We start from the raw sequence: 25,584 nt of genomic DNA on the forward strand, positions 1-25,584 counted from the left end.
GTCACCCTGCGCCGTATCGCCCCAGGGGACAGTGTCCTTTCAGGCATCATGGCGCCGCAGTCTTCAGCCAGCCTTAAAGCTGCCGATCAAGGTGGCCTCCGCGCGGTCCGGGCCGACGGCCAGCCGGTCGGGGAGGGTGCGCTGGAACTCCTGGAAGGCGGCCAGTTCGGGCAGGCCGTCGCCGTCGACCACGTGGACGAACGTCACGCCGTCGGCCAGCCGGAAGCTGCTGTAGCTCAATCCCGCCGGCCCCTCGGTCGCCAGTTCGGCGAAGACCTTCTCGATCAGGCGCTGGTTCTCGTCGGCGGCTTCCGGCTTGGTCTGGTAGCGGATCACTGCTGAGCTCATGAGTACTCCTTCGAAGGTTGCTGTTGCTACTACAGACCGCGCGGAACAGCCGAACTCATCGCGCCGATGAGTTCGGGGTGTGGCCGCTGTCAGTACCTGTGACAGCGAGTCTCTGGAGGACCCCTCGTGAGCAGCAAAGTACGGACGACCGGTGAGCAGCGCTGGGTGCTCGGCCTGGCCTCGATCGGCTCGGTGATGGTGGCGCTCGACGTGCTGGTGGTGGCCGCCGCGCTGACCACCATCCGGCAGGACCTCGGCGCGGGCGTCGAGGAGCTCGAATGGACCGTGAACGCCTACAGCCTGAGCTTCGCGATGCTGCTCCTGACAGCGGCGGCACTCGGCGACCGCTGGGGACGCCGCCGTACCTTCGCGGCCGGGCTGGCCCTCTTCTCCGTTGCCTCGGTCGGCTGCGCGCTGGCCACCTCGGTGCCGTTGCTGATCGGTGCCCGGGCTCTCCAAGGCGTCGGCGCGGCTGTGGTGATGCCGCTGGCGATGGGCCTGCTGGGCGCCGCGTTCCCGCCCGACCGGCGCGGCTGGGCGATCGGGATCTTCAGCGGACTCACCGGCCTGGCCGTCCTGGGCGGCCCGATGATCGGCGGCGCCGTCACCGAAGGGCTCGCCTGGCAGTGGATCTTCTGGATCAACGTGCCCGTCGGCCTGATCGCGATCCCGCTGGTGCTCAGCAAGATCCCCGAGAGCCACGGCCCCGTCCGCAGACTGGATCTGGGCGGTGCAACCTTGATCACCTTGGCGGTCCTCGGTCTGGTCTGGGGTGTCGTCCGCGGCGCGATCGCGGGCTGGTCCAGCCCGGAGGTGGTCGGGTCGTTCGCCCTCGGAGCCCTTCTTCTGCTGGCATTTCTCGCCTGGGAGAAGCGTGCCCCACAACCGATGGTGCCGCTGACCTACTTCCGCAACCGCGCCTTCTCGGCCGGCAACGCAGCAGGGTTCTTCCTCACGGCGTCACTGTTCGGGGCGGTCTTCTTCCTGGCCCAGTTCATGCAGGTCGCCTTCGGTTCAGGTCCGCTCGAGGCAGGCCTGCAGCTGCTGCCCTGGACGGCCACGCTCTTCCTCGTCGCCCCGATCGCAGGCCGCCTGGTGGACAGGATCGGTGAACGCCCGCTTGTCTTCACCGGCCTCGCCCTGCAAGCGGTAGGCATGGTCTGGATCAGCCAGGTCAGCAAGGGCACTCTCCAGTACTCCGACCTGGTGCTGCCCCTGATCGTCGCCGGCTGTGGTGTCTCGATGGCGATGCCGGCAACGCAGAGCGCCAGTGTCGGTGCGCTACCGCGAGAAGCCGTCGGGATCGCGTCTGGCATCTACGGCATGATGCGGCAGCTCGGCGGGGTGGCCGGAGTCGCAGTACTGGCCGCTGTGTTTGCGAGTGCTGGGGGATACGAGTCGTTCGCCACTGGGTTCAGCCGGGCGCTGGCGGTTTGCGGCGTACTGTCGTTACTCGGTGCGCTTGCCGGTCTGGGGATCGCAGTACGACGCAGTACCGGTGTAGCTGTGCAGCAGTTGGAGCCGGTTGAGGAGATGAGATGAACCTGGAGGACGAGTTCGCGCAGTACCGGGGTGAGCTGGTCGCACACTGCTACCGGATGCTCGGCTCGTTGCATGACGCGGAGGACGCCGTCCAGGAGACATACCTGCGGGCGTGGCGAGGCTTTGCGGACTTCGAGCAGCGGTCGTCGGTCAAGACGTGGCTCTACCGGATCGCGACGAGGGTCTGTCTGAACGCACTGCAACACAGCAGTCGCCGGATGGTCCCGTCGGCCTTGGGTGCCCCAGGCACCGACCCGCATGACCTGGAGGCGCATTCACTGGAGACCAGTTGGCTGGAGCCCTTCCCAGATCACCTGCTGAGCAGCGACCCGGCACAGGTGGTCGGGACTCGGCAGAGCCTCCGGCTGGCGATGGTGGCGGCACTGCAGCACCTGCCGCCGCGGCAGCGCGCAGTACTGATCCTGCGGGATGTCCTTGCCTGGCAGGCGTCCGAGGTGGCCGGGTTGCTCGACACGACGACTGCTGCGGTCAACAGTTCGTTGCAGCGGGCCCGTGCGGAGATGGCCAAGCTGGCACCGGCCGAGGACGAGTTCAGTGAACCAGAGGAACCCGTACGCCGTGCCCTGCTCGACCAGTTCGCCAAGGCGTTCGAGCAGGCCGACCTGGTTGCGCTGGAGGGCCTGCTGACCCAGGACACCCGGTGGGAGATGCCGCCGATCCCGACCTGGTTCAGTGGCCGGGTCGACGTACTACGCCTGCTGGCGGCCAAGCTGACACCAGGGGAGGGCTTGCGCCAGATGGTCGAGATCTCGGCAAACGGCCAGCCCGCCTTTGCGCTGTACGGCCGCGGCCGGGACGGCATCTTCCATGCTCACTCCCTCAAGGTCGTGACCGTCACCAAGGCCGGCATCTCCGCGGTGATGGCCTTCCACAAGCCGGCGCTGTTCCCCGCATTTGGGTTGCCTCTGGACCGGATGCCAGACTCTGCGGAGTGATCGACCAGGAACTCCAGCACCTGCTGCCCTCGGCCGCGGCTGCCGTCTCTCGCGACGACAGCCAGGCTGACAGGTTCTTGGCGCGACTGGGCGGGTACGACGAGGTCGACCAAGCGCATGTCGATCGAACACTCCAGACCTTCCTGCAGAAGCTCACCCGGTCGGCGTGGGAGCGCGGGTGGACGCCTGGCGACGTGGTCCAGCATGCGCGTCGCCGGCTGGAGCCGGGTGTCGAACCGCTCCTGCTCGCCGTGATCGCCGCCGAGCACCGCGCCTACGAGGAGCCGGCGATCGACCCGCGCTGGCTCGACCAACTGACCGACTTCGGCATCGTCCCTCCGTACGCCGAACTGCGGCTGACCACCTGGGCGGCCGACCAGCGTCTCGGTCGCTACTTGACCCTCCACACGGCTCTCACCGTCGCAGGCTTCCTCCAGTCCTTGCCAGGACTCGCAAGACTCTTCCCCCTGCCCGGTACTCCGGCGCGGGCGCGCACGTCCGTAGTACCGAATGACAAGATGCTGGCGCGCATCAGAGCCCTGCTGGCGAAGGCGGAAGCGACCGACTTCCCCGACGAGGCGGAGGCGTTGTCGGGTAAGGCGCAGGAGCTGATGGCGAAGTTCTCGCTCGACCAGGCGCTGGTGGACGCCGATCCCGAGCTTGACCTGCCCGATGACTCGGGCGCCCGCCGGATCTGGGTCGAAACCCCTTATGTCTCGGCGAAAGCGCAACTGGTCGGAGCCGTTGCCTCCGCCAACCGATGCCGCACGGTCTCGGTCGAACAGCTCGCGATGGTGACGATCGTCGGCGCGGAGCTCGACCTGCAACTGACCGAGCTGCTCAGTACTTCGCTGCTGGTCCAGGCGAATCGCGCGATGCTTGCTGCTGGCAAACACATCGGGCAGCGGGGTGAGTCGCGGACCAGATCGTTCCGGCAGTCGTTCCTGATGGCCTATGCGCAACGCATCGGAGAGCGGCTCGAGGCGACGACGGAGGCCGCGCAGGCCGCAGTACCGGCTGAGGATGCCGATCGGTTGCTGCCTGTGCTGACCAGGCGTGAGGAGCAGGTCGAAGCGTTGTTCACCAAGCTGTTCCCCGAAACGGTCACCCGGCGGACCAGGATCACGAACGGCGCGGGCTGGGCCGCCGGCCTGTCCGCGGCCGACCAAGCCCAGCTGCAAGCCCGTCCCCAGGTGCGTCGCTGATGCCGAGTGTCGAGCAGACCAGCATCTCCGGTCTTCTGCACGTCGAGCTGGACGTGCTGGAGAACCCCCAGGGATGGTTCAAGGAGAGCTTCCAGCAGGCGAAGCTGACCGAACTCGGCTTTCCGCAGGTCGAGTTCGTGCAGAACAACGTCGCCTACACGACCGAAGTCGGGATCACCCGGGGTGTCCACGCGGAGCCCTGGGACCGGTACATCTCACCGGCTCTCGGGCGGCTCTTCACTGCGATCGTGGATCTGCGCGAAGGGCCGGCGTTCGGCCGGTTGGAGACCTTCGAACTCACCCCCGGCCAGGCGATCTTCCTGCCGGAAGGATGCGGGCACGCGTTCTGCACGCTCGAGCCGAACACGGTTTACACCTATCTGCTCACGCAGCACTGGACGCCGGAGGCGCGGCGTACGGTGCTGAACCTCTTCGATCCGCGGGTCGCAGTACCGTGGCCGCTGCCGATGGACGAGTTGCAGTACACCGAGGCGGACGCGACCGCGCCGTACCTGGACGCGTTGACCCCGATCAGGCCCTGATCAGGCTTTGAGACCGGCCAGGACGATGTCGAGCAGGCGGTAGGCCTGGTCGGGCTCCATCTCGCGGCCCATGGTGATCCCGCCGACCAGCCGCAGGATGTCCATCAGCTCCAGCTCCTGGCGCACCGAGCCGTCCGCCTTCGCCGCGTCCAGCAGCAGTTCACCGGCATCGCGGACATTGGTCTTACAGGCCGTGAAGAACTCCGAGTCCTTGCCTAGGGCAACTGTCAGTTCACCGGCCAGGCTCTTCTTCGAGACGCTGTAGCCGACGAAGCTGCGCAGCCAGGCGGCCAGCGCCTCGAACGGCGGCAGCTGCTCGGAGAAGCCGTAGGCGCGCTCGCAGACCGACCGGATCTCGTCGACGTAGACCGCCTCCAGCAGCGCGGTCCGGTTCGGGAAGCGGCGGTAGAGCGTGCCGATGCCGACCCCGGCGCGGCGGGCGATCTCTTCCAGTGAGGTGTCCGTGCCGTGTTCGGCGAATGCCTCCCGCGCTGCGGCGACCAGGAGGTCGTAGTTCCGCGCCGCATCGGCCCGGGTGGGCCGCGCTGTCGGGAGCGGTGTCGAACTCATCCGGCCCTCCTCGCCAAGTCATTGCCAAAATCGCTTGAAAAGCGGAGGAGGCCTCCGTATGGTAATCCGGAGGAGCGCTCCACTTCGTCTGAATCCACTCTAGCCCCTCCGGGGTAAGGAGCAAGCACACTATGTCGGCAACATCCGCGGCGCCGGCCGGCGCCAGTACCGGTACGCCCGCGCGGCGGCCGGGGGTAGTCCTCGCGGTCATCCTGATCACCCAGTTGATGGTGATCCTCGACGGCACCGTGGTGAACATCGCGATGCCCAAGATCCAGCACGCGCTCGACTTCAGTCCGGCCAGCCTGTCCTGGGTCCAGAACGCCTACGCGCTCGCCTTCGGCGGTCTGCTGCTGCTCGGCGCCCGGGCCGGTGACCTGCTCGGTCGCCGCCGGGTCTTCGTCACCGGCGTCGGCGTCTTCACCGCCGCCTCGCTGCTCGGCGGTCTCGCCCCGAACGCGGAGCTGCTGCTGGCGGCTCGCGTTCTCCAGGGTGTCGGCGGTGCCATCGCGGCCCCGGCCGCGCTGACCCTGCTCATGCTCACCTTCCGCGAAGGTCCCGAGCGGCTGAAGGCGCTCGGTCTGTACAGCCTGGTCTCCTCCGGCGGCGCGAGCGTCGGCCTGGTGGTCGGCGGCATGCTGACCGACTGGGTCTCCTGGCGCTGGGGGCTGTTCATCAACGTCCCGATCGGTATCGGCCTGGTGTTCGCGGCCCGGCAGGTGCTGTCCGAGACACCGCCCGAGAAGGGCAAGTTCGATGTCGCCGGCGCGCTCACCTCGACGCTCGGCATCACCTCGATCGTCTACGGGTTCATCCGGGTCGCGGAGGTCGGCTGGACCTCGGCCGAGGTGCTCGCCGCCTTCTCGGTCGGCGTGGTGCTGCTGGTGGCGTTCGTCGCGATCGAGCGCCGGGTCAGCCACCCGATCGTCCCGCTGCGGCTGTTCGCCAACACCGACCGCGTGGCGGCGTACGTGACCATGCTGTTGCTGGTCGGGACGATGTTCGGGATGTTCTTCTTCCTCACCCAGTACATGCAGGGAGTGCTCACCTTCAGCCCGCTGCAGGCCGGCCTGGCCTTCCTGCCGCTGACCGGTCTGCTGTTCACCTCGTCGCGGATCGTGCCGCGCCTGCTCGGCCGGATCGACGGCGGCAAGCTGATGATCACCGGTTCGGTGTCGGTCCTGCTCGGCATGCTCTGGCTGACCCGGGTCTCCGAGGACACCAGCTACCTGGGCGGGGTGGTCGGTCCGCTGCTCCTGTTCGGCCTGGGCGCCGGGATGGTCTTCATCCCGCTGACCGGTCGCGCGCTCGACGGCGTCCAACCGGAGGACGCAGGTGCCGCTTCCGGCATGCTGAACGTCCTGCAGCAGGTCGGCGGGGCCTTGGGTCTCGGCATCCTGGTCACGATCTTCGGTACTGCGAGCCGCAACTCCGACGCGGCCTCGCGAGTCCCGGCCGAGCGAGCCCGGGAGATCCTGACCGACGGCGTCCACGCAGCCTTCGTCGGCTCAGCGATCTACGCAACCCTCACCCTGGCAGTCATCATCCTCGGCGTCCGCCCCTGGATCCGTCGTACGCCTGCCGTGCCGGTCGAAAGGATTGAGGAAGTCCCGGCCGTGCACTGACAGCAGCTTCGGCGCGGCGGTACCACCGCCGCGCCGGGCTCAGGTCAGCGGCAGGCGATAGGTGATCGACTGCGCGTACTGCTGGTAGCCGAGGCGTTCGTAGAGGCCGAGCGCGCCGGTCGGGTTCTCGGCATCGACGCCCAGTGAGGCACGCTTGAACCCGACCTGCTCGGCCTGCCGCATCAGCGCCGACAGCGCGACCGCGGCCAGCCCGCGGCCTCGATGCGAGCGGACCGTCCCGACCTGCCCCACGTACACCTCGCGGATCCCCGTCGCGGCGGTGTCGGCGTCGTACTCGTACCCGAGCGCGTACGCAATGATCTGCTCGCCGTCGAGCACGAGAAAGCTGACCCCGGACCGGAACGCGCGCGACCCGGTGAACCACAGCTTCCAGGTGTCCTCGTCCTTCGGGGTCGAACCCCAGTGGTCCAGGAAGACCTCGTTGTGGGTCAGCCGCAGCGCTTCGTCGTACTCCGGTCCGAAGGGCACCAGCCGGAGCCCGGCCGGTACGTCGATGGCCGGGATCGGCGAATCGAACACCCGCCTGAGCTCGAAGAAGTACCGGCACTCCTCGAACCCGAACGAGCTGAACAGGGCCGCGGCGCCGGTGTTGGTGCTGATCACCGAGGCGTTGAGCTCGGCCTCGGCCTCCGGGTGGTGCTGCTCGTGCAGTTCGCGGGCGCGGCTGATCATCCAGGTCATCAGCGCCTTGCCGAGGCCGCGACGGCGCCAGGCCGGCCCGACCGCGGAGTCGGTGTTGAGCCGGTCCACGTCGAGGAGGTTCTTGCGCCACAGGACCACACCGAAGGCGACCATCTCGCCGTCCACCCACAGCCCGACCGTGTCCAGGTCGGGCTTCAGCTTCGGATCGCTGAGCTCCTCGACCAGGTCCTCGGGGTCGTAGTACTCGTCACTGCCGTCGGTCTTCTGGACGTCGGTGAGCATCCGGGCCCACTCGACGGCGTCGCTCGTCTCGATCGGCCGCGCCTCGACCCACTCCGGAAATGTCGCCATGCCCCGACGGTAGGGTCCCCGCGCTCTCTCGGCACCTCATTTACATGGCGTCGGGTGCGCTGATGCCCAGCAAGCCCAAGCCGTCGTGCAGCACGCTCCGGGTTGCCGCGCACAACGCCAGCCGGCTCGACCGGACCTCCCCGGCACTGCTGAGCACCGGACAACTCTCGTAGAACGCAGACAACGCGGTGGCAACCTCGAAGAGATAAGTACACAGCCGATGCGGCTGCAACGTCTCAGCAACCTGTACTACGCAGTCGCCGAAGCCGGCCAGGAGCAAGGCCAACCGCTGCTCAGCGGGCTCGTCGAGCACGGTCACCTGGCCGGGAGCCTCGTCCGCCTTAGTGAGCAGCCGCGACAACCGCGCATGCGCGTACTGCAGATAGGGCCCGGTGTTGCCGTTCATCGCAACCATTCGGTCGAGATCGAACACGTAGTCGTTGATCCGGTCACTGGACAGATCGGCGTACTTGATCGCCCCGATCCCCACCGCCGCGGCGACTTGGGCCCTGGCCGACTCGTCCAGCGACGCTCGTTCGTCGAGCAGCGCTCTCGCCCGCGCCACCGCGCCGTCCAGCAGCCAGGCCAGCCGCACGGTGCCGCCATCTCTGGTTTTGAACGGCTTTCCGTCCTTCCCGAGAACGGTGCCGAAGGCAACATGCTCCGCCGGAACGTCTTCCGGCAACCATCCCGCCGCCCGGCAGAGCGCGAAGATCTGCTGGAAATGCAGCCCCTGCCGGTGGTCGACGACATAGACGATCCGGTCCGCCCGGAGGTTGTCGATCCGGTGCCGCACCGCGGCCAGATCCGTCGCACTGTAACCGAAGCCGCCGTCGGACTTCCGCACGATCACCGGCAACGGCGACCCGTCCCGTCCGGCGAACCCTTCGAGGAACGCGCACAACGCGCCACCGGATTCGGTCAGCAGCCCAGCGCTCTGCAGATCGTCCACCACCGCGGGCAGCCGATCGTTGTAGGCGCTCTCGCCGACCACGTCGTCCCGGCTCAGCGGTGACCCGAGCTGGGCGTAGATCCGGTCGAACTCGGCCAGCGACACCTCGACCATCTGCCGCCAGATCGCCAGCGTCTCCTCGTCGCCCGACTGGAGCAGCACGACCCGGGCCCGGGACAGCTCGACAAAGTTGCTGTCGGCATCGAAATGCTTCCGGCCCCGTTGGTAGAGCTGCTGCAATCCCTCGATATCAAGGGATTCCATGGCCAGCCCTTCGAACAGGACCTGCTCGACCATCATGCCGAACTGGGTACCCCAGTCACCGACATGGTTCTGCCGGATCACGTCGTAGCCGACGTACCGCAGTACGTTGCACAGCGCGTCGCCGATGACGGTCGACCGCAGGTGGCCGACGTGCATCTGCTTGGCGACGTTCGGCTGCGAGTAGTCGACCACCACCCGTTCGCCCCGTGGCGCAAAGGTGACCGGCTCGTTGACGCCGGCGGCAAGGACCGACGGCAGCAGCGTGAGGTTGACGAAACCCGGTCCCGCGATTGCAGGAGGCTCGCAGAGCCCGGTCAGGTCGAGGGCATCGACCAGTTGCCCGGCGACGACGCGCGGCGGCTGACCGAGCGACTTCGCGAGCCGCAGCGCGAGGTTGGTCTGGAAGTGACCGAACTCGGGCTTGGTCGCTGCCCGCAGCTCAGGATCGAGTTCGCCGTACTGCGCGCCGAAGGCGGCCGTGACGGCGGCGGACAGTTGGGTGGTCAGGACAGGCAGGACTGCGGACATGGCAGAGGGTCCTTCGAACGAGGCACTGGAACAGGGCTGAGGTGTTCAGACAGTGCGTCGTCGTCGCAGGCCGGAGCGATCGCGCAAGGCGCTCACGATCACCGGGCCGGTCGACATGTAAACCATTATGCACGAGGTCAGAGCTGGTACGGCGATGGTGCCGGCCGGCGTTCGGCCAGGGGAGTAATGGACGGCAGGTCCGTCTCGCCGAGGAAGACCCGGCGGACCACACGTTCGGCGGCGCGCCCGTCGTCGAACTCGCAGAACTTCTCCCGGAACAGCTGCCGGTGCTTGGCCGCCTCCGCCTTGGCGAACGCACCCGTCTGGAGCGCCGTCAGCAACTCCTCGGGAGATCGCGCGACCAGGCCGGGCGGGAAGGCGGTGATGTCGAAGTACGTGCCGCGGGTGTTGTCGTACCGGCCCAGGTCGTCGACCAGCAGGACGATCGGCCGGTCGAGGTTCGCGTAGTCGAAGCTGATCGACGAGTAGTCCGAGATCAGCACGTCCGCCGCCAGCATCAGGTCCTCGACCCGGGGATGGTTCGACGCGTCCACAACCCGGTCGCAGCGCGCCGACGGCTGCTTCGACAGCGAGTAGTGCGTGCGGACCAGGACCCGCCCGTGGTCGCCGGCCGCGGTGGCCAACTGGTCGAGGTCGAGGTGGATTCCGTCGCCGCCGAGATCGACCAGGCCGGCCGGCGTACGGACCGAGTCGACGCCGTCGCGGAAGGTCGGCGCGTACATCACCACCAGGTGCGAGTCGTCGAACCCGAAGGACGCGCGGATCGCCCGGACGTCCTCCAGCGTCGCGTTCACCAGCCGGTCGTTGCGCGGGTAGCCGGTCTCGAGCTCCTCGAAGTGCGCCGGGTAGGTGCGCTCCCAGATCTCCGACGAGTACCGGTTCGACGAGATGTTGAAGTCCCACCGGTCGACCTGACGCATCAGCTCGTCCAGGTCGAGGTCCTTCGCCGCCAGCGGGTAGTGGCGCAGATCGGTGCCCATCGTCTTCAGCGGCGTACCGTGCTGGGTCTGGACGTGGATCTGCCCCTCGCGCTTCTCGAGCTCCTTCGGCAGGTTCATGTTGCTGATGAAGTATGTCGCCTTGGCCACCAGCTTCTGGTACGCCGGAGAGCCGGCCACGACGTACTCGACCCCCTCCGGGATGGCGGCGACGTGGTCCTCGTCGATCACCCAGACCCCGCGCAGGTGCGGAGCCAGCTCGGCGGCCTTCTCGTAGATCGCTCGCGGGTTGCAGGCGTACTGCTTGAACCAGTAGGCGCCGTACACGGCCAGATTCGGATCGAGCTCGCCGCGGTGCAGCAGCTTGCCGACCGTCTTGCGCGGGCTCGGCACGGCCAGCACCTTGGAGCTCAGCTTGAGCGTCGAGTACGTCGCGTAGTCGTCGTGCACGAGCAGCCACCGGCGGAACCCGCGCCGGGTCTTGTCGACGGCGTACCCCTCCGGCTTCCAGCGCTTGGCGAAGGCCGCGGCCGCGTGGAAGAACTCGGCCCGGTGCTCGGGATGCAGCCGCTCGGGCTTGTCCAGGACGGCCAGGATGTGGTCCAGCGATCGGTCGAACGCGAACCGCCGCCAGCCGGCCAGCTCCGGGTCGGAGGTGATGAAGGCGTGCACCCGGTCGTACTGGTCGAAGATGTCGAACTGCTGCCGGGTCGCGGTGGCGTGGATGTTGCCGCCGGTGCGGTGCTGGCGGTAGTGCACGACGACCTGGTCGAGGGTCGCGATCCGTTCGGCGGTCAGCATCGTGGAGTAGGTCCAGGGCGCGTCCTCGTAGAACCCGGCGGTGAAGACGAAGCCGTGCAGGGTGAGGAAGTCGCGCCGGATCGCCTTGTTCCAGACCACCTCGAGGAAGGTCAGGAAGACCGGCCGCTCGGCCGCGGTGAACACGCCGTCGCCCTCGCGGGCGAACGCGTCGTGCCGCTGGTTGCGGACCACCCGGCCGTCCCAGAAGATCCGCTCGTAGTCGAACATCACGATGTCCGGCCGGTCCGTCGCCTCGATCCGGGCGGCGATCGCCGCCAGCGAGCCGGGCAGGTAGAGGTCGTCGGCGTCGAGGAACAGCACGTAGTCCCCGCGGCACGCCTTGAGGCCGGCGTTGCGGGCCAGGCCGAGGCCGACGTTCTCGGTCAGGTGCAGCACCCGGACCCGGGGGTCGGCGGCGGCGTACTCGTCCAGGATCCGGCCGCTGCCGTCCGGGCTGGCGTCGTCCACGCCGATGATCTCGAAGTCGGTGCACGACTGGGCCAGGACCGAATCCAGGCACGGCCGCAGCCAGGCTCGGGACGCATGACAAGGGACCACGATGCTGAACTTGGGGACCCCGGCGGAGTCGGTGCTGGCGTCCATGAGACTGCATCCTAGAGTGCGGATCATGACCTCTGATGTGTTCGAACCGTTGGCCGGACTCGAAGGGGTCGGTTCTGCCGCCCGGGCGGCCCGGGATGCGGTGGACGTGCTGTTGCGCGACCGTGGGCTGCGGAAGGTGAGTGCGGACACCACCGCCGAGGCGCTGCTCCGGGGTGCCCACGCGTCGGCCGTGCTGGCCGGCAGCTCGGCGACGCTCGAGGAGGTACGCCGGGGTGCGGGCGACCCGCTGACGGCGGGGGCTGTCCGGATGACGGGCGAGCTGATGGGCCTCGCGCCTCGGCTCGACACCGCGCCGGTACAGGTCTGGACCAGACTGCACCAGTTGGCGGCCGTCGATCTCGGCAGCGAAGACCAGTTGGGGCATCTGCGCACCAGTCGCGAGCCGCTCCCCGACGACATCCCCGGACTCCCGGACGCGCCGCCCGCCGACGAGATGTGGGAACGCCTCAGCGGACTGGCCCAGGCCCTGACCCGGCCGACCAAAGCTCCGGGCCTGGTGGTGGCCGCGATCGTGCACGCGGAGATCGCGGTACTCCGGCCCTTTCCGGTCGCCAACGGACTGGTCGCCCGGGCCGCCGAGCGGGCCGTGTTGATTGCCAGAGGCATCGACCCGGTCGCGGTGACGGTCCCGGAGGTCGGCCATCTCGAACTGGCCGGCTCGTACCCGCAGGGATTGCGCGACTACGCCGGCGGCGGGCTGGTCGGCGTCCGGGACTGGTTACTGCGCAGTTGTGAAGTTCTTGCCCTGGCCGCGGAACGTTCGCCACTCAACAACGCTGTCCGGTAAGCACTCTGTCCGATCAGCACTCTGTCCGATCAGTGAAGGCGCCCGGGCAGGCAGACGGCGCTCTCCGAAGAGAGCGCCGTCCCTGGCACGTCAACCTGGTTACCAAGCGTGCACCTTGTCTGCCGCCCCACAACTTCGGCGTTGGCCTGAGTCTGGGGTCGCGCTGCCCGGTTGGGATGGGCTGGTCGCCGCGTGGGTGCCTGGCTGCCGTGCGATTCTCTACCGGACCCGAAGGTCCTTTGTAGTTCCTTTGTACTCTTCGAATCCCTTCCTGGGAAGGGCTTACGCGACCTTCATGAAGCTGTGAAGAACGGAGCCGGCCTCAACTTGCCTCCGGTCGCGCGCGCCGGCGGGCGGCGTACAGGAGCACTCCGGCGACGGCCGCGACGGTGCCGAGGATGCCGGCCGCGACGGCCGGCCGGCGGACCTCGCGGAACCTGGAACGCTCCGCCAGCGCCACCGGTCTGCTGAAGTCGAGCACCGGCCAGTCGCGGGTGATCGCCAGCCGGCGCAGCGCCTTGTCCGGGTTCACCGCGTACGGATGGCCGACCGCGGCCAGCATCGGCTCGTCGGTGATCGAGTCCGAATAGGCGTAGGAAGCCTGCAGGTCATAGCCTTCCGCGGCCGCCAGCGCGGTGATCGCGGTCGCCTTGTGCGGACCGTAGGCGTACTCCGAGATCTCGCCGGTGTACTTGCCGTCAGCAACGACCATCCGGGTGGCGATCACCTTGTCGGCGCCCAGCTTGGCGCCGATCGGCTCGACCACCTCGGCCCCGGACGAGGAGACGATCACGATGTCCAGGCCGGCCGCGCGGTGCTGCTCGATCAGGGTGACGGCCTCGTCGTAGATCATCGGATCGACGATGTGGTCCAGGGTGTCGGCGACGATCGCCCGGACCGTCTGGACGTCCCAGCCTGTGCACATAGCGGACAGGTACTCGCGCATCCGCTCCATCTGGTCGTGGTCGGCACCGCCGAGCAGGTAGACGAACTGGGCGTAGGCTGCGCAGCACGGTCCGCCGGTTGATCAGCCCGCCGGCGTAGAACGGACGGGAGAAGGCCAGCGTGCTGGAGCGCGCGATGATCGTCTTGTCGAGGTCGAAGAAGGCGGCCGCTCGACTCGTCCCCAGAGGCTCCATGAGGTCGAGCATAGGAGACCGGGAGTAACCGTCCGGACCGGGTTTCGGGACCGACTCGCGAAACGCCGAGGGGCCCGGCCTTTCGTGTGGGCGGGTCTCCCGTTAGACTGTTGAGCAGTGTGACAGTGGCACTGGCCTGTAAGCCTCTGATCGAGGTCCAGGCGTCGTGGGTCGGGCACTTGGTTGAAACAGAACTGAGATGTGTGATCCGCGGATTCGGGGGGTACATATCCTCTCGACAGTGGCAGACTGTCGCCTCCTGATCGGCCCCCGGCTCCTCCCCCCGAGCCCGTGGCCGAAGACGGCCCCCGGTCACCCCCCCGCCGGGGGCCGTCGCCTTTCCTCTTATCGACGCAGCCTCCTTCAGGTGCTGCCGCTGCTCGGCCGCCTCGTGGTGGAGAGCCTTTTCCCGATGTAAAGCCGAGCTTATTTCTCACCAGTGGTGAGCGTGAGAGCGCTCCCACTTTATGCAGGGTCTTGACAATGTAGTTGTCTGGTCACACTTTGTGTCACATGAACCCGCGAACCCACCGCCCCCACTCCGCGGTCATCCCTGTCCTGCTCGCCTGCCTGCTCGCCGTCGCCGGAGTGGTCTTGACCACTTCGGCCAGCTCCGCGGCGACCAACCTCGTCACCAACGGGACCTTCGAGACCGGCACCCTCGCCGGCTGGTCCTGTACCGCCAGGTCCGGGGCCGCCGTGAGCGGCTCGGCCCGCACCGGAACCTATGCACTCCAGGGCAGCCCCACCTCGAACGACAACGCCCGCTGCAGCCAGTCGGTCTCGGTCAAGCCGAGCTCGACGTACACGCTGTCGGCCTGGGTGAAGGGCTCCAACGTGTACCTCGGTGCCGACGGCGGCACGAGCACCTGGACCTCGAGCACCGGGTGGGCCCAGCTCACCACGACCTTCACGACCAGCGCCTCGGCCAGCACGGTCACGGTCTACCTGCACGGCTGGTACGGCCTCCCGGCGTACCAGGCCGACGACGTAGTACTGGACGGTCCCGGTGGCAGTGGGCCGCCGCCGGACACGACGCCGCCGACGACACCTGGTGGTCTCACGGTCGGCAGTCCGACGTCTAGCTCTCTACAGCTGAACTGGTCGGCCGCCTCGGACGCCAACGGCGTTGCCCGGTACGACGTGGTGCGTGGCTCCGAGGCCGCGCAGAGCGTCGGCAATGTGACCAGCTGGACAGCGACGGGCCTCACCCCGAGTACGGCGTACAGCTTCAAGGTGCGAGCCTGCGACGCGGCCGGCAACTGTTCGCCGTACGGCGCGAGTGTTTCCGGTACGACGTCCAGCGGGCCGACGGAGCCACCGCCGGGCAACCTGCCGAAGCACATCCTGACCGGCTACTGGCAGAACTTCGACAACGGCGCCACGGTCCAGCGGATCAGTGACGTCCAGGCCAACTACGACCTGATCGCGGTCGCCTTCGCCGATGCGGACCCGAGTCGTCCGGGTGGCATCACCTTCACGCTCGACCCGACCCTGGCCGGCCGGCTCGGTGGCTACACCGCCGCTGCGTTCAAGGCGGACATCAAGGCCAAGCAGGCGGCCGGTAAGAAGGTCATCCTGTCCGTCGGTGGCGAGAAGGGCACCATCTCGGTCGCCAGCTCTACAGCCGCGGCAAACTTCGCGAGCAGCGCGCTGTCGGTACTGCGCGAGTACGGCTTCGACGGGATCGACATCGACCTTGAGAACGGCGTCAACGCGCAGTACATGGGTCAGGCGTTGCGGAGTCTGCGCAGCAGCTTCGGCAGTGGCCTGATCATCGCGATGGCACCGCAGACGATCGACATGCAGAGCCCGTCGTTCGAGTACTTCAAGTTGGCGCTGAGCATCAAGGACATCCTGACCGTTGTCAACGTCCAGTACTACAACTCCGGCGCGATGAACGGCTGCAACGGACAGGTGTACTCGCAGGGCACGGTCGACTTCATCACCGCCCAGGCGTGCATCATGCTGCAGGGCGGGCTCCGGCCGGACCAGGTCGGGCTCGGGTTGCCGGCCTCCACCCGGGGAGCCGGCAGCGGCTATGTGTCGCCGACGATCGTCAACAACGCCCTGGACTGCCTCACCAAGGGCACCAACTGCGGCAGCTTCAAGCCGAGCACCACCTGGCCCACGCTGCGCGGTGCGATGACCTGGTCGACCAACTGGGACGCGCTGAACGGCAACGCGTTCTCCAACCAGGTCGGCGCACACCTCCGCACCCTGCCCTGATGGCGCGGCCCTGATGCACAGCTACCGACCCGCTCCGGTGCTGGAAGCGCTCGGTGTCTGCTCGGAGGACGAGCAGCTCTACCGGGTGCTTCTGGCCCGGCCGGAGGCCACTACTACCGACCTTGTCGCCGACACAGGCTGGACCACCGCACGGGTGGCCCGGCACCTCCGCTCACTCCTCTCACTAGGCCTGGCTTCCCGTACTCCGGGACGCCCGGCCCGCTACACCCCGGCCGTGCCCGAGGCTGCCGTGGAGCTCCTGGCCCTTCGCAAGCAGGCCGCGATCGTCCAGGCGCGACTCGGTGCTGCTGTGCTCACCAAGGAGTTCCGGGCCCGGCGAGAGGCTGGGCCGTTCACGGTGATCCGCGGACAGCAGGCGATGGCGCAGCGGTTCCAGCAAGCCCAGCAGAGTGCCCAGAGCGAAGTGCTGGTGCTCGACAAGCCGCCGCTCGTCGTACTGCCGATCGAGCCGCGGCGGGCCCATGGAATTGCCTACCGAATCGTTTACGACATGGCCGCGCTGGTTGAGCCGACGGAGCTGGCTGCGGCTCGTAGTGCTGCGCCCGGGTGCCGGATGCTGCGCGACGTACCGCTGAAGCTGGTGATCGCCGATCGGCGGACAGGGCTGCTGCAGTCGGGGCAGGAGCTCATCGAGATCGGGTCGTCCTCTCTTCTGGACGGGCTGCTGCGGTTGTTCGAGCTGCTCTGGCAGCAGGCGACTCCACTGTCGCCGTCGGCTTCGGACGGGCCGTTGAGCTTCGAGGACCAGCAACTGCTGGCGCTGGCGGCTGCTGGGCTCACCGACCAGGCGATAGCTCGCAGGCTCGGGGTGGCGCAGCGAACGGTCGAGCGCCGGATGCAACGCGTCTTGAAGGCGCTGGACGCCACCACCCGCTTCCAAGCCGGCTTGCGAGCCGGTCAGCGAGGGCTGCTTGCTTAATCGGTGACATCCGCGACGGTGGCGTCGAGGACCTTGACCAGGTCCTCGGCGTTCACCGTCAGGCCGACGCCGTGGTCGCCGCCGCCGATCGAGATCGTGCCGGTGATCCGCTCGTCGGCGATCACCGGCCAGGCGCTGGTACTGCCGAGCGGAGTGATCGTGCCCCGGATGTAGCCGGTCACGGCGAGAGCTCTGTCGGCGCTGGGCATCGAGATGCGGTTGATGCCCAGCAGCGCGCGCAGCTTGGGCCAGGCGATCTCCCGGTCGCCAGGGACCAGGACGAACCGGTAGTCGTCGTCGGCCAGCCGCACGACGATCGTCTTGATCAACTTGGCCGGCTCGATGCCACGCGCCGCCGCGGCCTCCTCCAGCGAGTTCACCCGGCCATGCTGGGTGACTTCGTAGCTCAGGCCAAGAGAGTCCGCTGCCTCAGTCGCTCGGGTCATCTGGCTAGTTTCTCACCCTGGTTTCAGCCGCAGCGGCTTCTACGTCGGTCAGCAGGCGTTGCCGCTCGGCGGAGTCGATCAGCCTGCCGCGGACGACGACCGCGTGGATCTTGGCCGTGTTCCTGATGTCGGCCAACGGGTCGCCATCGAGCACGACCAGGTCGGCGATGCGGCCGGGCCGGATCGAGCCGGTCGGCGTACCGAGGAAGCTGGCCGGCTCGACTGTCGCAGTACGCAAGGCCTGCAGTGGGGTGAGGCCGGCGCGGACCAGTTCGGCGAGTTCGTCGTGCAGGCTGAAGCCTGGGTAGGCGTAGACCAGTCCGGCTTCGCTACCTGCCAGCAGTGGTACGCCGGCGCGCTGCATCGCGTGGACGAACTCGAGCCGGCGCTGGTACAGCTCCCGCTGCTGCGCCTTCTCCTCGTTCGTCCGGCCCTTGAGGTAGTACTCCTCCAGGACGAATCTCCAGAACTCCCGCGTCTCGGTCGGGACGTAGCGCAGCCGGTCATCGTCAAGGATCGCGTCCTCGGGCTTGTCCAGAAGTTGGTGCATGATCAGCGTCGGCACTGACCTGGTCCCGCGCTGCACCATCCGCTCGAACACGGCTTCCCGGCGGGTCGCGCTCGGGTTGTTCGCGGCCAGCCACTCGATCGGATGGAGCTTCCGGAACCAGCCGCCGTAGTCACCCGGCCTGATCGTGATCGCATCCAGCTCCCGCCGTACGTCGGCCGGCCGGCTCGAGGTGGCCAGCGGCAGCGTGTGCAGGTGCTCGATACTGCGATAGCCGGCGTCGATCACGGCTTCGACCGGGAGCTGGTCGGGACCGTGCCCAGCGATCGGGATCCGCAGCTTGCGCGACTCGGCCACGATGGCGAAGAAGGCCTCCGCCGGAATCCGGGAGTAGAGCTTCACGAAGTCGGCGCCCTCGGCCTTGGCCCGGCGTACCGCCTGCCGTCCTTCGGCGGCCGTGGTGACCGTGATGATGTCGCTTTCCTCGCCAGGTTCGGTCAGCAGGGACGGGAAGCCATCGATGATCTGGCTGGCGATCACCCAGGTCGGGCCGAGCAGTTCGCCGCGGTCGATCTTGCGCCGCCAGTCGCTGACCTCGGCCGACGCGGCCATCTCGCGGACCGTGGTGACGCCGTTGAGGACGTAGAGCGGAGGCGAGATCCGTTCCGAGCTGATGCTGTGCGCGTGCAGGTCGGCGAGTCCCGGGATCAAGAACTTGCCGGTCAGGTCGACCACCGGCGTACCGGGTGTGATCCGGAGCTGATCGCCGATCTTGGTGATCCGGTCCCCGGAGATGAGCACGGTCAGGTCGCGTTGGGGGTGGTCGCGTTCGGGGTCGATGACGGTCACGTGGGTCAGGGCCAGGTCTGTCATGGGCCCACGCTAAAGCCGATTAAGACATTTGTGCAAGACGTTTGTCTGAAACTGGAAATCCACTAAGGTTGCCCCAGTGAGGAAGCCAACGAGTGTCAGGCCGAACAGGCGACAAGTGTTTCTGGCCGGGGCAGTGGTGGCGGCCTCCACCGTGGCCGCGACCGAGAGTGCGACGGCGGGCGGGTTCGGATCGGGGGATCTGGCCCCGTGGACCCGTCTGACCAGGGCGATCTCCACGCCCACGACCATCGAGCGCACCCGGCAGAACAACGGCATCTTCATGTTCGGGGACAGCCTGGGCGTCCAGGACGGCAAGGCGCTGGCCCAGCGCATGCTGAGCTCGCTGAACCTGTCGCTGGCGGTGAACAACTGGTCCGGCCGGCCGACGAAGGAGACCGTCGACGCGCTGGCCCAGTGGAAGGCCGAGTACGGACTGACCCGCGGGATCCTGATGGCGTGCGGGACCAACGACATCTTCACGCCGTCGGTCTTCGGGGCGCAGGTCGACCGGGCGATGAGCATCGCCGGGACGAGCCGCACGGTGTTCTGGGTGAACACCCAGGTCGCGCGGACGACGGTGAGCGCGGCGGTCCAGCTGGCCGACCAGCGCAACAGCGCGTGGATCAACCTGCAGCTGGCCGACGCACAGCGCCGCCACCCGAACCTGCGGATCGTCCGCTGGGCGGAGTGGCTGGCGGCCAAGCCGACCCGGCTCGGCACCTACTTGCGGCAGGGCATCCACACCTCGGTCCCGTACGGCCAGGACGCCCGGAACGAACTGATCGTCCAGGCACTCAGAGCCGGCTGACGTACTGCGTACCGCGGCGGGTCGCCGCGGTACGCAGTACCGGTCAGAACCCTGCGGTGATGCGGGTGAACTCCCAGTCCGGCTGGGCGATCCCGCTGCAATTGGAGACGACCCCGCCGCCCGCGCAGCCGCGGTCACGGTTGACCGACCAGAACGCCAGCCGGGCCAGGCCGTTGCTCTTGGACCAGTTGGTGATGTTCTGCCAGGTCGCCGTCGTGGTCATTTCCTGCTGGTCGGACAGGCCGTTCATGCCCGAGATGCCCTGGTGGGCGTAGGCCTGCGCGGTGGTCCAGCCGAAGACCGCCTTCAGCTTGTTGTTCAGGCCCTGGGACGCGGCGACCGTGTCGTTGTAGATGTTGCTGCTGCCGAAGTCGAACGGCATCAGGGTGAACACGTCGATGTTCGCGCCCAGCGCCGCGGACCGCTCGATCAGCCGGTTGCCGTAGTAGTTCGGGCCGGTGGTCGTGGTGCCGAAGGTGAGGATCGTCTGGATGCCGGGGTTGTTCTGCTTGACGATCTTCAGCGCGTTCAGGATCCGGTCCTGGACCACCTCGTTCTCGAACTCGTCGGAGTTCTCGATGTCGACGTCGATCGCCTTCAGGCCGTAGGCGTCGATCACCTTCTGGTAGGCGCCGGCCAGCGCTTCCGGCGTACTGCAGTTCGGGCCGAGCTTGTTCCCGCTCCAGCCGCCGATCGACGGGACGATGTCGCCGCCGGCCGCACGGATCTGGGCGATCGCCGTGGCGTCCGCACTGCCCTGCAGCGGCCGGGCGCCGTCCCAGGCCGGGTTGCAGCCGCCGGACGACAGGATGAAGGCCATCGTGAACCACTTGATGCCGGTGGCGTTCATGACGGTTGCCGGGTTCGGCGGGTCGCCCCAGCCCATGTAGAGGTACGGCGCGGCCCTGCGGGTGCCCGTGTCGCCACCACCTGTCTTGGTGGTCACGGAGATGGAGCCGCTCTTGGCGCCTTCACCGACACTGTTGGAGCCGCTGACCTGGTAGCTGTACGCCGTGTTCGCGGCCAGCCCGGTGTCCGTGTACGACGTACCGGTGGCTGTGCCCACCTTGGAGCCGTTGCGGTAGACGTTGTAGCTGGTCGCGCCGCTCGCTGCTGACCAGGAGAGGCTTACGGACGAGGCGGTCGACGTACCGGTGAGTCCGCTAGGTGCACCGGGGACTGTTCCGCCACCGCCACCAGTGCAGGAGCCGCCGTTCAACCGGCAGGCACTGATCCCGGGGAAGTTGCCCGGGCTGCCGTTGAAGCCGAAGGTGACACTGGCGCCAGGAGCGAGCGGCCCTGCCCAGCCGGGCGGGGTGAAGGTATGAGTCTGCCCGCTGGTACTACGGGTGGCGTCCCACGAGCTGCTGATGGTGTAGCCGGACGGGAAGTCCAGGGCGACCGACCAGGTGCTGATCGAGGCGGTGGTGCCGTTGGTGACGGTCACCTTGCCCTCGAAGCCGCTACCCCAGTCCGACACCTTGGTGAAGGCCGCGCTCACCGGTGCGGCCGAGGCCGACGGGATGAACAGGACGGACATCACCACTGCTGCTATCGCCGCGATGGCGACCGAGATGTGCTTGCGTTTCATCATGCTCCGATCAGTGGGCGGTACGTGATCAGACCCGGCCCCAGAGTGCGGGGACGTTCGGCGGTTCCCATCCGGTCAGCGAGGTGTGGCCCTGGATGCACTTGTAGGTGACGCCGTTGTAGGACACCAGGGAGCCGGTCGCGTAGGCGGTGTTCGGCGCCCACGGGGTCGCCGTGGGAGGTGTCGAGGTGGGAGTCGGCGTGGGGGTGGGAGTAGGCGTCGGCGTCGGTGTGGGGGTCGGCGTCGGCGTCGGGATGGGAGTAGGCGTGGGGGTCGGCGTCGGCGTCGGCGTGGGGCCGCTGCAGCCGGGAGTCTCGGCGTTCACCGAGTTCACGACGGCGTTGAAGAGCGTGACGCCGGGGTCCAGAGCTTCGAGGGAGTACATCATCGCGCCGGCCAGCCCGTTGCAGTGCTGGTAGTCGGCCTTCTCCTTGATCGACCGCGCGTTGTCACCGGACCAGAAGGTGCCGTTGCGATAGAACCAGGAGGCCTTGGTGGCTTCGTCGTAGAACGTCGCGGACGGGCTGTCGACGAAGCCGGTCAGCTCCTTGTAGAACGAGACGCCGGGCACGTTGCCGCTCAACGCGTGACCGTCGGCCGGGGCGGTGGCCGTCTGGTACTTGCCGTTCGCCGTGGCCGGGACACCCTTCCATCCCCTGTAGTAGAAGGGATAGCCGATCGTGATCTTGTTCGCCGGGAACCCGCCGGCAATCCCGTACTCCGGGTCGCCGGTGGTCCACGCCTTCACGGCTCCGTCGATGGAGTACTTCTTGGTGCCCGGCGGGATCGGCGTACTCGGGTCGTCCGGTGCCTGGTAGAGCGGGTCCTGGAAGTTCGTCGGACCGGTCGCCTCCCAGCCGCCGTGCATGTCGTACGTCATCACGTTGTTGTAGTCGAGGTACGCGCCGATCTTGTCGGTCTCGATCTTGTTGATCTTGTCCTGGCCCGCCGGCGTCGCGGCGGTCAGCCACATCTTCTTGCCGACGCTGCTGCCGAACGCGTCGAGCTGGCGACGGAACTCGGCCAGCAGCAGGGTGAAGTTCTGCTTGTCCGCCGGGCTGTAGTGGTTGCCGACGTGACCGCCCGGCGAGCCGGGGTACTCCCAGTCGATGTCGATGCCGTCGAAGATTCCGGCCGCGCTGCCGGGACCGCCGAAGCCGTCCATCATCGGCAGGTCGCCCTTGACGAACATGTTCACGCAGGAGCTGACCAGCGCCTTGCGCTTGGCGTCGGTGGCGGCCGCGTCGGAGAAGTACTTCGAGTAGGTCCAGCCGCCGAGCGAGATCAGGATCTTGAGGTTCGGGTACTTCGCCTTCAGCTTCTTCAGCTGGTTGAAGTTGCCCTGGATCGGCTGGTTCCAGACGTCACCGACGCCGTCGACGCTGATGTCCGGGCCGTAGGACTTGCCGTAGTCCGCGAACGCGTCACCCGCACCGTCCCCGGCGTTCGGGTTGTTCTCGTCCTGCGAGGCGGCCTTGTTGGCCATGAAGCAGGTGTGGCTGGTCGGGTGGATGTTCGCGAACGCGTAGTTGAGGAAGTCGAGCTTGCCCGCGATCCCGGTGGTGATCAGGTTCTTGGGATAGAAGGCGTTCTGGTAGATGCCCCACTGGGTGAAGTAGGCCGTCTTCACGCCACCACTGGTGGCGGCCCGGGCGGCTGGGGCGGTACTGGTCGCGGGTGGTCCCGCGGTGGCGGCCGAGATTCCGGCGACCGTGATCAGGGCGCTCGCGGCGACAGTGGCCACAGCGGCGAAGCTGCGCATTCGACTCATGGGGCGGACCTCCGGTTAGGAGCTGAGCAAGGCACGGGTTGTCCAGCTGGTGTCCACGAATGGACGACTTCGGAGCGTTCTGGGAACAATTTAGTTAAGGACGCTTCGAAAGGAACCGTAGCTCTTGCCGGCGCGCAGGTCTCCGGGTCGCGCTGGCGGGTTGCCGCAGGTGACGGATAACCGACAGTTCTCCACAGGCTCTCGATTGGTTCTGGCGCGGGCCTGCGACGACGGCACCTTCTAAGGCATGGAGAACCTTCTTTCTGTGCCGCCGCCGGCCGTGCTGCTGGCCACCGCCGACGAGTTCCTGCTCGACGACCTGCTCCGCCTCGCCGCGGCCGCGGAGATCGCGCCCCGGGTCGAGAACGACCTGCTCGGCCTGCGCCGCAACTGGCAGACTCCCGTGCTGGTTGTGGTCGGTCAGGATCTGGCCGAGCCACTGGCGCGGACCCAGCCTGCCCGCCGGCCGGGCGTGATCGTGGCCGGCGTCGATCCGGGCGACGGCGACGCGTATCGGCACGCGCTCGCGATCGGCGCCGAAGGTGTCTTTGCCATGCCGGCCGAGGAGGCTGCCCTTGGCGACAAGTTGGCCGACGCATTGGACGGTGGGGTGCGGACCGCCGTCACGCTCGCCGTCGTCGGGGGCTGTGGTGGTGCGGGCGCGACCACTTTGGCGGCGGCGCTTGCCGTGACCGGCAGTCGGCGTGGCTTGCGCTGCTTGCTGATTGACGGCGATCCATTGGGTGGCGGTATCGATCTGGTGCTCGGGACCGAGGCCGACGAGGGATCTCGGTGGCCGTCGTTGCTGAATGCCGCTGGCCGGGTCAGTGCCAGTGCGTTGCGGTCGGCGCTGCCGCTGGCGAACGGGTTGGCCGTGTTGTCGTGGGATCGGTCGAACGTGACCGCGCTTCCGCCAGAGGCGATGCGATCGGTGCTCAGCGCGGCCCAGCGCAGCAGCGATCTGGTCGTGGTCGATCTGCCGCGTCGTCCGGATCCTGCTGCCGAGGAGGCGTTTGTTCGCGCCACTTCGACTTTGGTGGTGGTGCCGCGCGATGTCCGCTCCTGTGCGGCGGCCGCTCGGTTGGTGGCGCCGTTGCGCGAGGTCGCGCATGACCTTCGGGTGGTCGCGCGGGAGCCTGGGCTCAACGGGTTGTCCGCTCTCGACGTGGCCGATTACCTGTCGCTCCCGCTGGCGGCCAAGCTCGGGTTCGAGCGCGACCTGCCGTCGCTTCTGGACGAGGGGTACTTCGACCCACGGCCACGTAGTGCGCTGGGGCGCGCGGCGGGCGAAGTACTGGACCTGTTCGGTCTCTACGGATTGCTCGCCGCATGAACGTCTCGGCCGAACTCCTCGACCGGGTGCGCGGAATCCTTGCCGAGCAGGGATCCGAGCCGACGCCGGCGTTGGTCGCGGCCGCCTTGCGCTCGGGAGGCGAGGTCTGCGGTGACGCGCTCGTGCTCGCCGTCGTGGCCGCCTTGCGGCGTGAGGCGATGGGCGCCGGACCACTCGACGGCTTGCTGTCGGAGCCCGGCATCACCGACATCCTGGTGAACGGACCCAACGAGGTGTACGTCGATCGCGGCGCCGGTCTCGAGCGCATCGCCTTGCGAACCGGCGACGAGGATGCCGTCCGGCGCCTAGCTGTCCGCCTCGCGGCAGCAGCCGGCCGCCGTCTCGACGACGCGACGCCGTACGTCGACGTGCGTCTGCCGGACGGCACCCGCTTCCACGCCGTCCTGTCACCGATCGCGGCGCCCGGGACATGCCTGTCGTTGCGGGTGCCGTCCCGGAAGGTCTTCTCCCTCCAGGACCTGGTCACCGCAGGCTCCCTCCCCGCCGTCGGAGCCTCCGTACTCCGAGATCTCCTGCACGCTCGCGTCGCCTTCCTGATCAGCGGTGGCACCGGCACGGGCAAGACGACCCTGCTCAACTCCCTGCTGTCGTTGGCCGATCCCGCCGAACGTCTTGTCCTGGTCGAGGACTCGAGCGAGCTCTATCCCGACCATCCGCATGTGATCCGGCTGGAGGCTCGCCCGCCCAACGTCGAAGGCGCGGGGGAGATCTCGTTGCGCGACCTCGTCCGGCAGGCGCTGCGAATGCGACCCGACCGATTAGTGGTTGGTGAAGTCCGCGGCGCGGAAGTGGTGGACCTGCTCACTGCGCTCAACACCGGCCACGAAGGCGGCTGCGGCACAGTCCACGCAAACTCAGCCGCCGATCTCCCGGCCCGCCTAGAAGCGCTAGGAGCCCTGGCCGGCCTGACGAGAGAAGCCATCCACAGCCAAATCACCTCTGCCCTGCACGCGGTGATCCACCTGACCCGCTCCCCAACCGGCGTACGCCGCATCACCGAAATCCGAGCCATCACCCGAACCCCCACCGGCCAAGCCATCACCGTCCCCGCCATCGAATTCACCCCCACCGGCCCACCCACCCTCCACCCAGCCGCCGCCCTCCTCAGCGCCAACCACCCCAAAGCAGCCTGACCCCCGCCTTAACCCCAACCACCCACCGCCGTCCGATCGACTGCATGCCAGCACTCAATCGCAGTTCACCGCCCC

At 67.9% G+C, this 25,584-nt stretch carries 21 protein-coding genes; 11 read left to right on the forward strand and 10 right to left on the reverse strand.

Annotation, left to right across the window (positions count from 1 at the left end):
* Window positions 1–63 precede the first annotated feature (63 nt).
* Window positions 64–348: a hypothetical protein gene (locus ACQPYM_RS02890; RefSeq protein ID WP_433014308.1), complete on the reverse strand. Its 285-nt coding sequence runs from the start codon at window positions 346–348 to the stop codon at window positions 64–66.
* Window positions 349–474: 126 nt separating this feature from the next.
* Here ACQPYM_RS02890 and ACQPYM_RS02895 point away from each other — a divergent pair, with 126 nt between their 5' ends.
* The 4 genes from ACQPYM_RS02895 to ACQPYM_RS02910 are packed head-to-tail and all read left to right on the forward strand — an operon-like array spanning window position 475 to window position 4,593.
* Window positions 475–1,890 carry an MFS transporter gene (locus ACQPYM_RS02895; protein WP_433014311.1) on the forward strand — a complete coding sequence of 472 codons (1,416 nt, stop codon included), beginning with the start codon at window positions 475–477 and terminating at the stop codon, window positions 1,888–1,890.
* Window positions 1,887–2,846 carry a sigma-70 family RNA polymerase sigma factor gene (locus tag ACQPYM_RS02900; RefSeq protein WP_433014314.1) on the forward strand — a complete coding sequence of 320 codons (960 nt, stop codon included), beginning with the start codon at window positions 1,887–1,889 and terminating at the stop codon, window positions 2,844–2,846. Before ACQPYM_RS02895 ends, ACQPYM_RS02900 begins: the two co-directional genes overlap by 4 nt.
* Entirely contained in the window at window positions 2,843–4,051 is a 1,209-nt protein-coding gene (locus tag ACQPYM_RS02905) for a DUF2786 domain-containing protein (protein ID WP_433014317.1), read from the forward strand. The genes ACQPYM_RS02900 and ACQPYM_RS02905 overlap by 4 nt, the downstream gene beginning before the upstream one ends.
* The gene (locus ACQPYM_RS02910; RefSeq protein ID WP_433014320.1) at window positions 4,051–4,593 is read left to right on the forward strand and encodes a dTDP-4-dehydrorhamnose 3,5-epimerase family protein; all 543 of its coding nucleotides are present in this window, start codon (window positions 4,051–4,053) and stop codon (window positions 4,591–4,593) included. The genes ACQPYM_RS02905 and ACQPYM_RS02910 overlap by 1 nt, the downstream gene beginning before the upstream one ends.
* On the opposite strand, the gene ACQPYM_RS02915 is transcribed toward ACQPYM_RS02910, so the two are convergent.
* Entirely contained in the window at window positions 4,594–5,163 is a 570-nt protein-coding gene (locus ACQPYM_RS02915) for a TetR/AcrR family transcriptional regulator (RefSeq protein ID WP_433014323.1), read from the reverse strand. It lies immediately after the preceding gene.
* Between the two features lie 131 nt (window positions 5,164–5,294).
* On the opposite strand from ACQPYM_RS02915, the gene ACQPYM_RS02920 reads away from it, so the two are divergent.
* On the forward strand, window positions 5,295–6,788 hold the full coding sequence (locus ACQPYM_RS02920) for an MFS transporter (protein ID WP_433014326.1): 1,494 nt from the start codon (window positions 5,295–5,297) through the stop codon (window positions 6,786–6,788).
* A gap of 39 nt (window positions 6,789–6,827) precedes the next feature.
* Here the strand turns inward: ACQPYM_RS02920 and ACQPYM_RS02925 are convergent, their stop codons facing one another.
* The 3 genes from ACQPYM_RS02925 to ACQPYM_RS02935 all read right to left on the reverse strand — a co-directional run bounded on the left by ACQPYM_RS02925 (window position 6,828) and on the right by ACQPYM_RS02935 (window position 11,909).
* Window positions 6,828–7,802, reverse strand: coding sequence for a GNAT family N-acetyltransferase (locus tag ACQPYM_RS02925; RefSeq protein WP_433014329.1), 975 nt, complete (start codon window positions 7,800–7,802; stop codon window positions 6,828–6,830).
* Window positions 7,803–7,842: 40 nt separating this feature from the next.
* Window positions 7,843–9,546: an arginine--tRNA ligase gene (gene argS, locus ACQPYM_RS02930; protein ID WP_433014332.1), complete on the reverse strand. Its 1,704-nt coding sequence runs from the start codon at window positions 9,544–9,546 to the stop codon at window positions 7,843–7,845.
* Between the two features lie 137 nt (window positions 9,547–9,683).
* The gene (locus ACQPYM_RS02935) at window positions 9,684–11,909 is read right to left on the reverse strand and encodes a bifunctional glycosyltransferase/CDP-glycerol:glycerophosphate glycerophosphotransferase (protein ID WP_433014335.1); all 2,226 of its coding nucleotides are present in this window, start codon (window positions 11,907–11,909) and stop codon (window positions 9,684–9,686) included.
* Window positions 11,910–11,934: 25 nt separating this feature from the next.
* Between ACQPYM_RS02935 and ACQPYM_RS02940 the strand changes: the two genes are divergently transcribed.
* On the forward strand, window positions 11,935–12,717 hold the full coding sequence (locus ACQPYM_RS02940) for a cell filamentation protein Fic (protein WP_433014338.1): 783 nt from the start codon (window positions 11,935–11,937) through the stop codon (window positions 12,715–12,717).
* Window positions 12,718–13,039: 322 nt separating this feature from the next.
* Here the strand turns inward: ACQPYM_RS02940 and ACQPYM_RS02945 are convergent, their stop codons facing one another.
* The gene (locus ACQPYM_RS02945; RefSeq protein WP_433014341.1) at window positions 13,040–13,672 is read right to left on the reverse strand and encodes an HAD family hydrolase; all 633 of its coding nucleotides are present in this window, start codon (window positions 13,670–13,672) and stop codon (window positions 13,040–13,042) included.
* Between the two features lie 697 nt (window positions 13,673–14,369).
* Between ACQPYM_RS02945 and ACQPYM_RS02950 the strand changes: the two genes are divergently transcribed.
* Both ACQPYM_RS02950 and ACQPYM_RS02955 read left to right on the forward strand, forming a co-directional pair.
* Window positions 14,370–16,085: a chitinase gene (locus ACQPYM_RS02950; RefSeq protein WP_433014344.1), complete on the forward strand. Its 1,716-nt coding sequence runs from the start codon at window positions 14,370–14,372 to the stop codon at window positions 16,083–16,085.
* A 13-nt stretch (window positions 16,086–16,098) separates the two neighbouring features.
* Window positions 16,099–17,025, forward strand: coding sequence for a helix-turn-helix domain-containing protein (locus tag ACQPYM_RS02955; RefSeq protein ID WP_433014347.1), 927 nt, complete (start codon window positions 16,099–16,101; stop codon window positions 17,023–17,025).
* Here ACQPYM_RS02955 and ACQPYM_RS02960 read toward each other — a convergent pair.
* A complete protein-coding gene (locus ACQPYM_RS02960; RefSeq protein WP_433014350.1) occupies window positions 17,022–17,471 on the reverse strand; it encodes an aminoacyl-tRNA deacylase in 450 nt (149 codons plus the stop codon). The genes ACQPYM_RS02955 and ACQPYM_RS02960 overlap by 4 nt on opposite strands.
* Window positions 17,472–17,475: 4 nt before the next feature.
* On the reverse strand, window positions 17,476–18,852 hold the full coding sequence (locus ACQPYM_RS02965; RefSeq protein WP_433014352.1) for an amidohydrolase family protein: 1,377 nt from the start codon (window positions 18,850–18,852) through the stop codon (window positions 17,476–17,478).
* A gap of 115 nt (window positions 18,853–18,967) precedes the next feature.
* Here ACQPYM_RS02965 and ACQPYM_RS02970 point away from each other — a divergent pair, with 115 nt between their 5' ends.
* Complete coding sequence (locus ACQPYM_RS02970) at window positions 18,968–19,660, forward strand: hypothetical protein (RefSeq protein ID WP_433014355.1); 693 nt, start codon at window positions 18,968–18,970, stop codon at window positions 19,658–19,660.
* A gap of 43 nt (window positions 19,661–19,703) precedes the next feature.
* On the opposite strand, the gene ACQPYM_RS02975 is transcribed toward ACQPYM_RS02970, so the two are convergent.
* On the reverse strand, window positions 19,704–21,254 hold the full coding sequence (locus ACQPYM_RS02975) for a cellulose binding domain-containing protein (protein ID WP_433014358.1): 1,551 nt from the start codon (window positions 21,252–21,254) through the stop codon (window positions 19,704–19,706).
* A 25-nt stretch (window positions 21,255–21,279) separates the two neighbouring features.
* Window positions 21,280–23,022 (reverse strand): glycosyl hydrolase family 18 protein, encoded by a 1,743-nt coding sequence (locus ACQPYM_RS02980; RefSeq protein WP_433014361.1) that lies wholly within the window; start codon window positions 23,020–23,022, stop codon window positions 21,280–21,282.
* 247 nt (window positions 23,023–23,269) lie between these two features.
* On the opposite strand from ACQPYM_RS02980, the gene ssd reads away from it, so the two are divergent.
* Window positions 23,270–24,355 carry a septum site-determining protein Ssd gene (ssd, locus tag ACQPYM_RS02985; protein WP_433014364.1) on the forward strand — a complete coding sequence of 362 codons (1,086 nt, stop codon included), beginning with the start codon at window positions 23,270–23,272 and terminating at the stop codon, window positions 24,353–24,355.
* Entirely contained in the window at window positions 24,352–25,509 is a 1,158-nt protein-coding gene (locus tag ACQPYM_RS02990) for a TadA family conjugal transfer-associated ATPase (RefSeq protein WP_433014367.1), read from the forward strand. The genes ssd and ACQPYM_RS02990 overlap by 4 nt, the downstream gene beginning before the upstream one ends.
* Window positions 25,510–25,584 lie beyond the last annotated feature (75 nt).

The organism is Kribbella sp. CA-294648 (assembly GCF_050943845.1).
GTDB lineage: Bacteria > Actinomycetota > Actinomycetes > Propionibacteriales > Kribbellaceae > Kribbella.

Bases quoted from the DNA above. Each gene is read 5' to 3' on its own strand.
- ACQPYM_RS02950 (WP_433014344.1), top strand. From the start codon at position 14,370: ATGAACCCGCGAACCCACCGCCCCCACTCCGCGGTCATCCCTGTCCTG.
- ACQPYM_RS02980 (WP_433014361.1), bottom strand. From the start codon at position 23,022: ATGAGTCGAATGCGCAGCTTCGCCGCTGTGGCCACTGTCGCCGCGAGC.
- ACQPYM_RS02965 (WP_433014352.1), bottom strand. From the start codon at position 18,852: ATGACAGACCTGGCCCTGACCCACGTGACCGTCATCGACCCCGAACGC.
- ACQPYM_RS02915 (WP_433014323.1), bottom strand. From the start codon at position 5,163: ATGAGTTCGACACCGCTCCCGACAGCGCGGCCCACCCGGGCCGATGCG.
- ACQPYM_RS02925 (WP_433014329.1), bottom strand. From the start codon at position 7,802: ATGGCGACATTTCCGGAGTGGGTCGAGGCGCGGCCGATCGAGACGAGC.
- ACQPYM_RS02940 (WP_433014338.1), top strand. From the start codon at position 11,935: ATGACCTCTGATGTGTTCGAACCGTTGGCCGGACTCGAAGGGGTCGGT.
- ACQPYM_RS02920 (WP_433014326.1), top strand. From the start codon at position 5,295: ATGTCGGCAACATCCGCGGCGCCGGCCGGCGCCAGTACCGGTACGCCC.
- ACQPYM_RS02935 (WP_433014335.1), bottom strand. From the start codon at position 11,909: ATGGACGCCAGCACCGACTCCGCCGGGGTCCCCAAGTTCAGCATCGTG.
- ACQPYM_RS02955 (WP_433014347.1), top strand. From the start codon at position 16,099: ATGCACAGCTACCGACCCGCTCCGGTGCTGGAAGCGCTCGGTGTCTGC.
- argS (WP_433014332.1), bottom strand. From the start codon at position 9,546: ATGTCCGCAGTCCTGCCTGTCCTGACCACCCAACTGTCCGCCGCCGTC.
- ACQPYM_RS02960 (WP_433014350.1), bottom strand. From the start codon at position 17,471: ATGACCCGAGCGACTGAGGCAGCGGACTCTCTTGGCCTGAGCTACGAA.
- ACQPYM_RS02900 (WP_433014314.1), top strand. From the start codon at position 1,887: ATGAACCTGGAGGACGAGTTCGCGCAGTACCGGGGTGAGCTGGTCGCA.
- ACQPYM_RS02910 (WP_433014320.1), top strand. From the start codon at position 4,051: ATGCCGAGTGTCGAGCAGACCAGCATCTCCGGTCTTCTGCACGTCGAG.
- ACQPYM_RS02975 (WP_433014358.1), bottom strand. From the start codon at position 21,254: ATGATGAAACGCAAGCACATCTCGGTCGCCATCGCGGCGATAGCAGCA.
- ACQPYM_RS02890 (WP_433014308.1), bottom strand. From the start codon at position 348: ATGAGCTCAGCAGTGATCCGCTACCAGACCAAGCCGGAAGCCGCCGAC.
- ACQPYM_RS02945 (WP_433014341.1), bottom strand. From the start codon at position 13,672: ATGGAGCGGATGCGCGAGTACCTGTCCGCTATGTGCACAGGCTGGGAC.
- ssd (WP_433014364.1), top strand. From the start codon at position 23,270: ATGGAGAACCTTCTTTCTGTGCCGCCGCCGGCCGTGCTGCTGGCCACC.
- ACQPYM_RS02990 (WP_433014367.1), top strand. From the start codon at position 24,352: ATGAACGTCTCGGCCGAACTCCTCGACCGGGTGCGCGGAATCCTTGCC.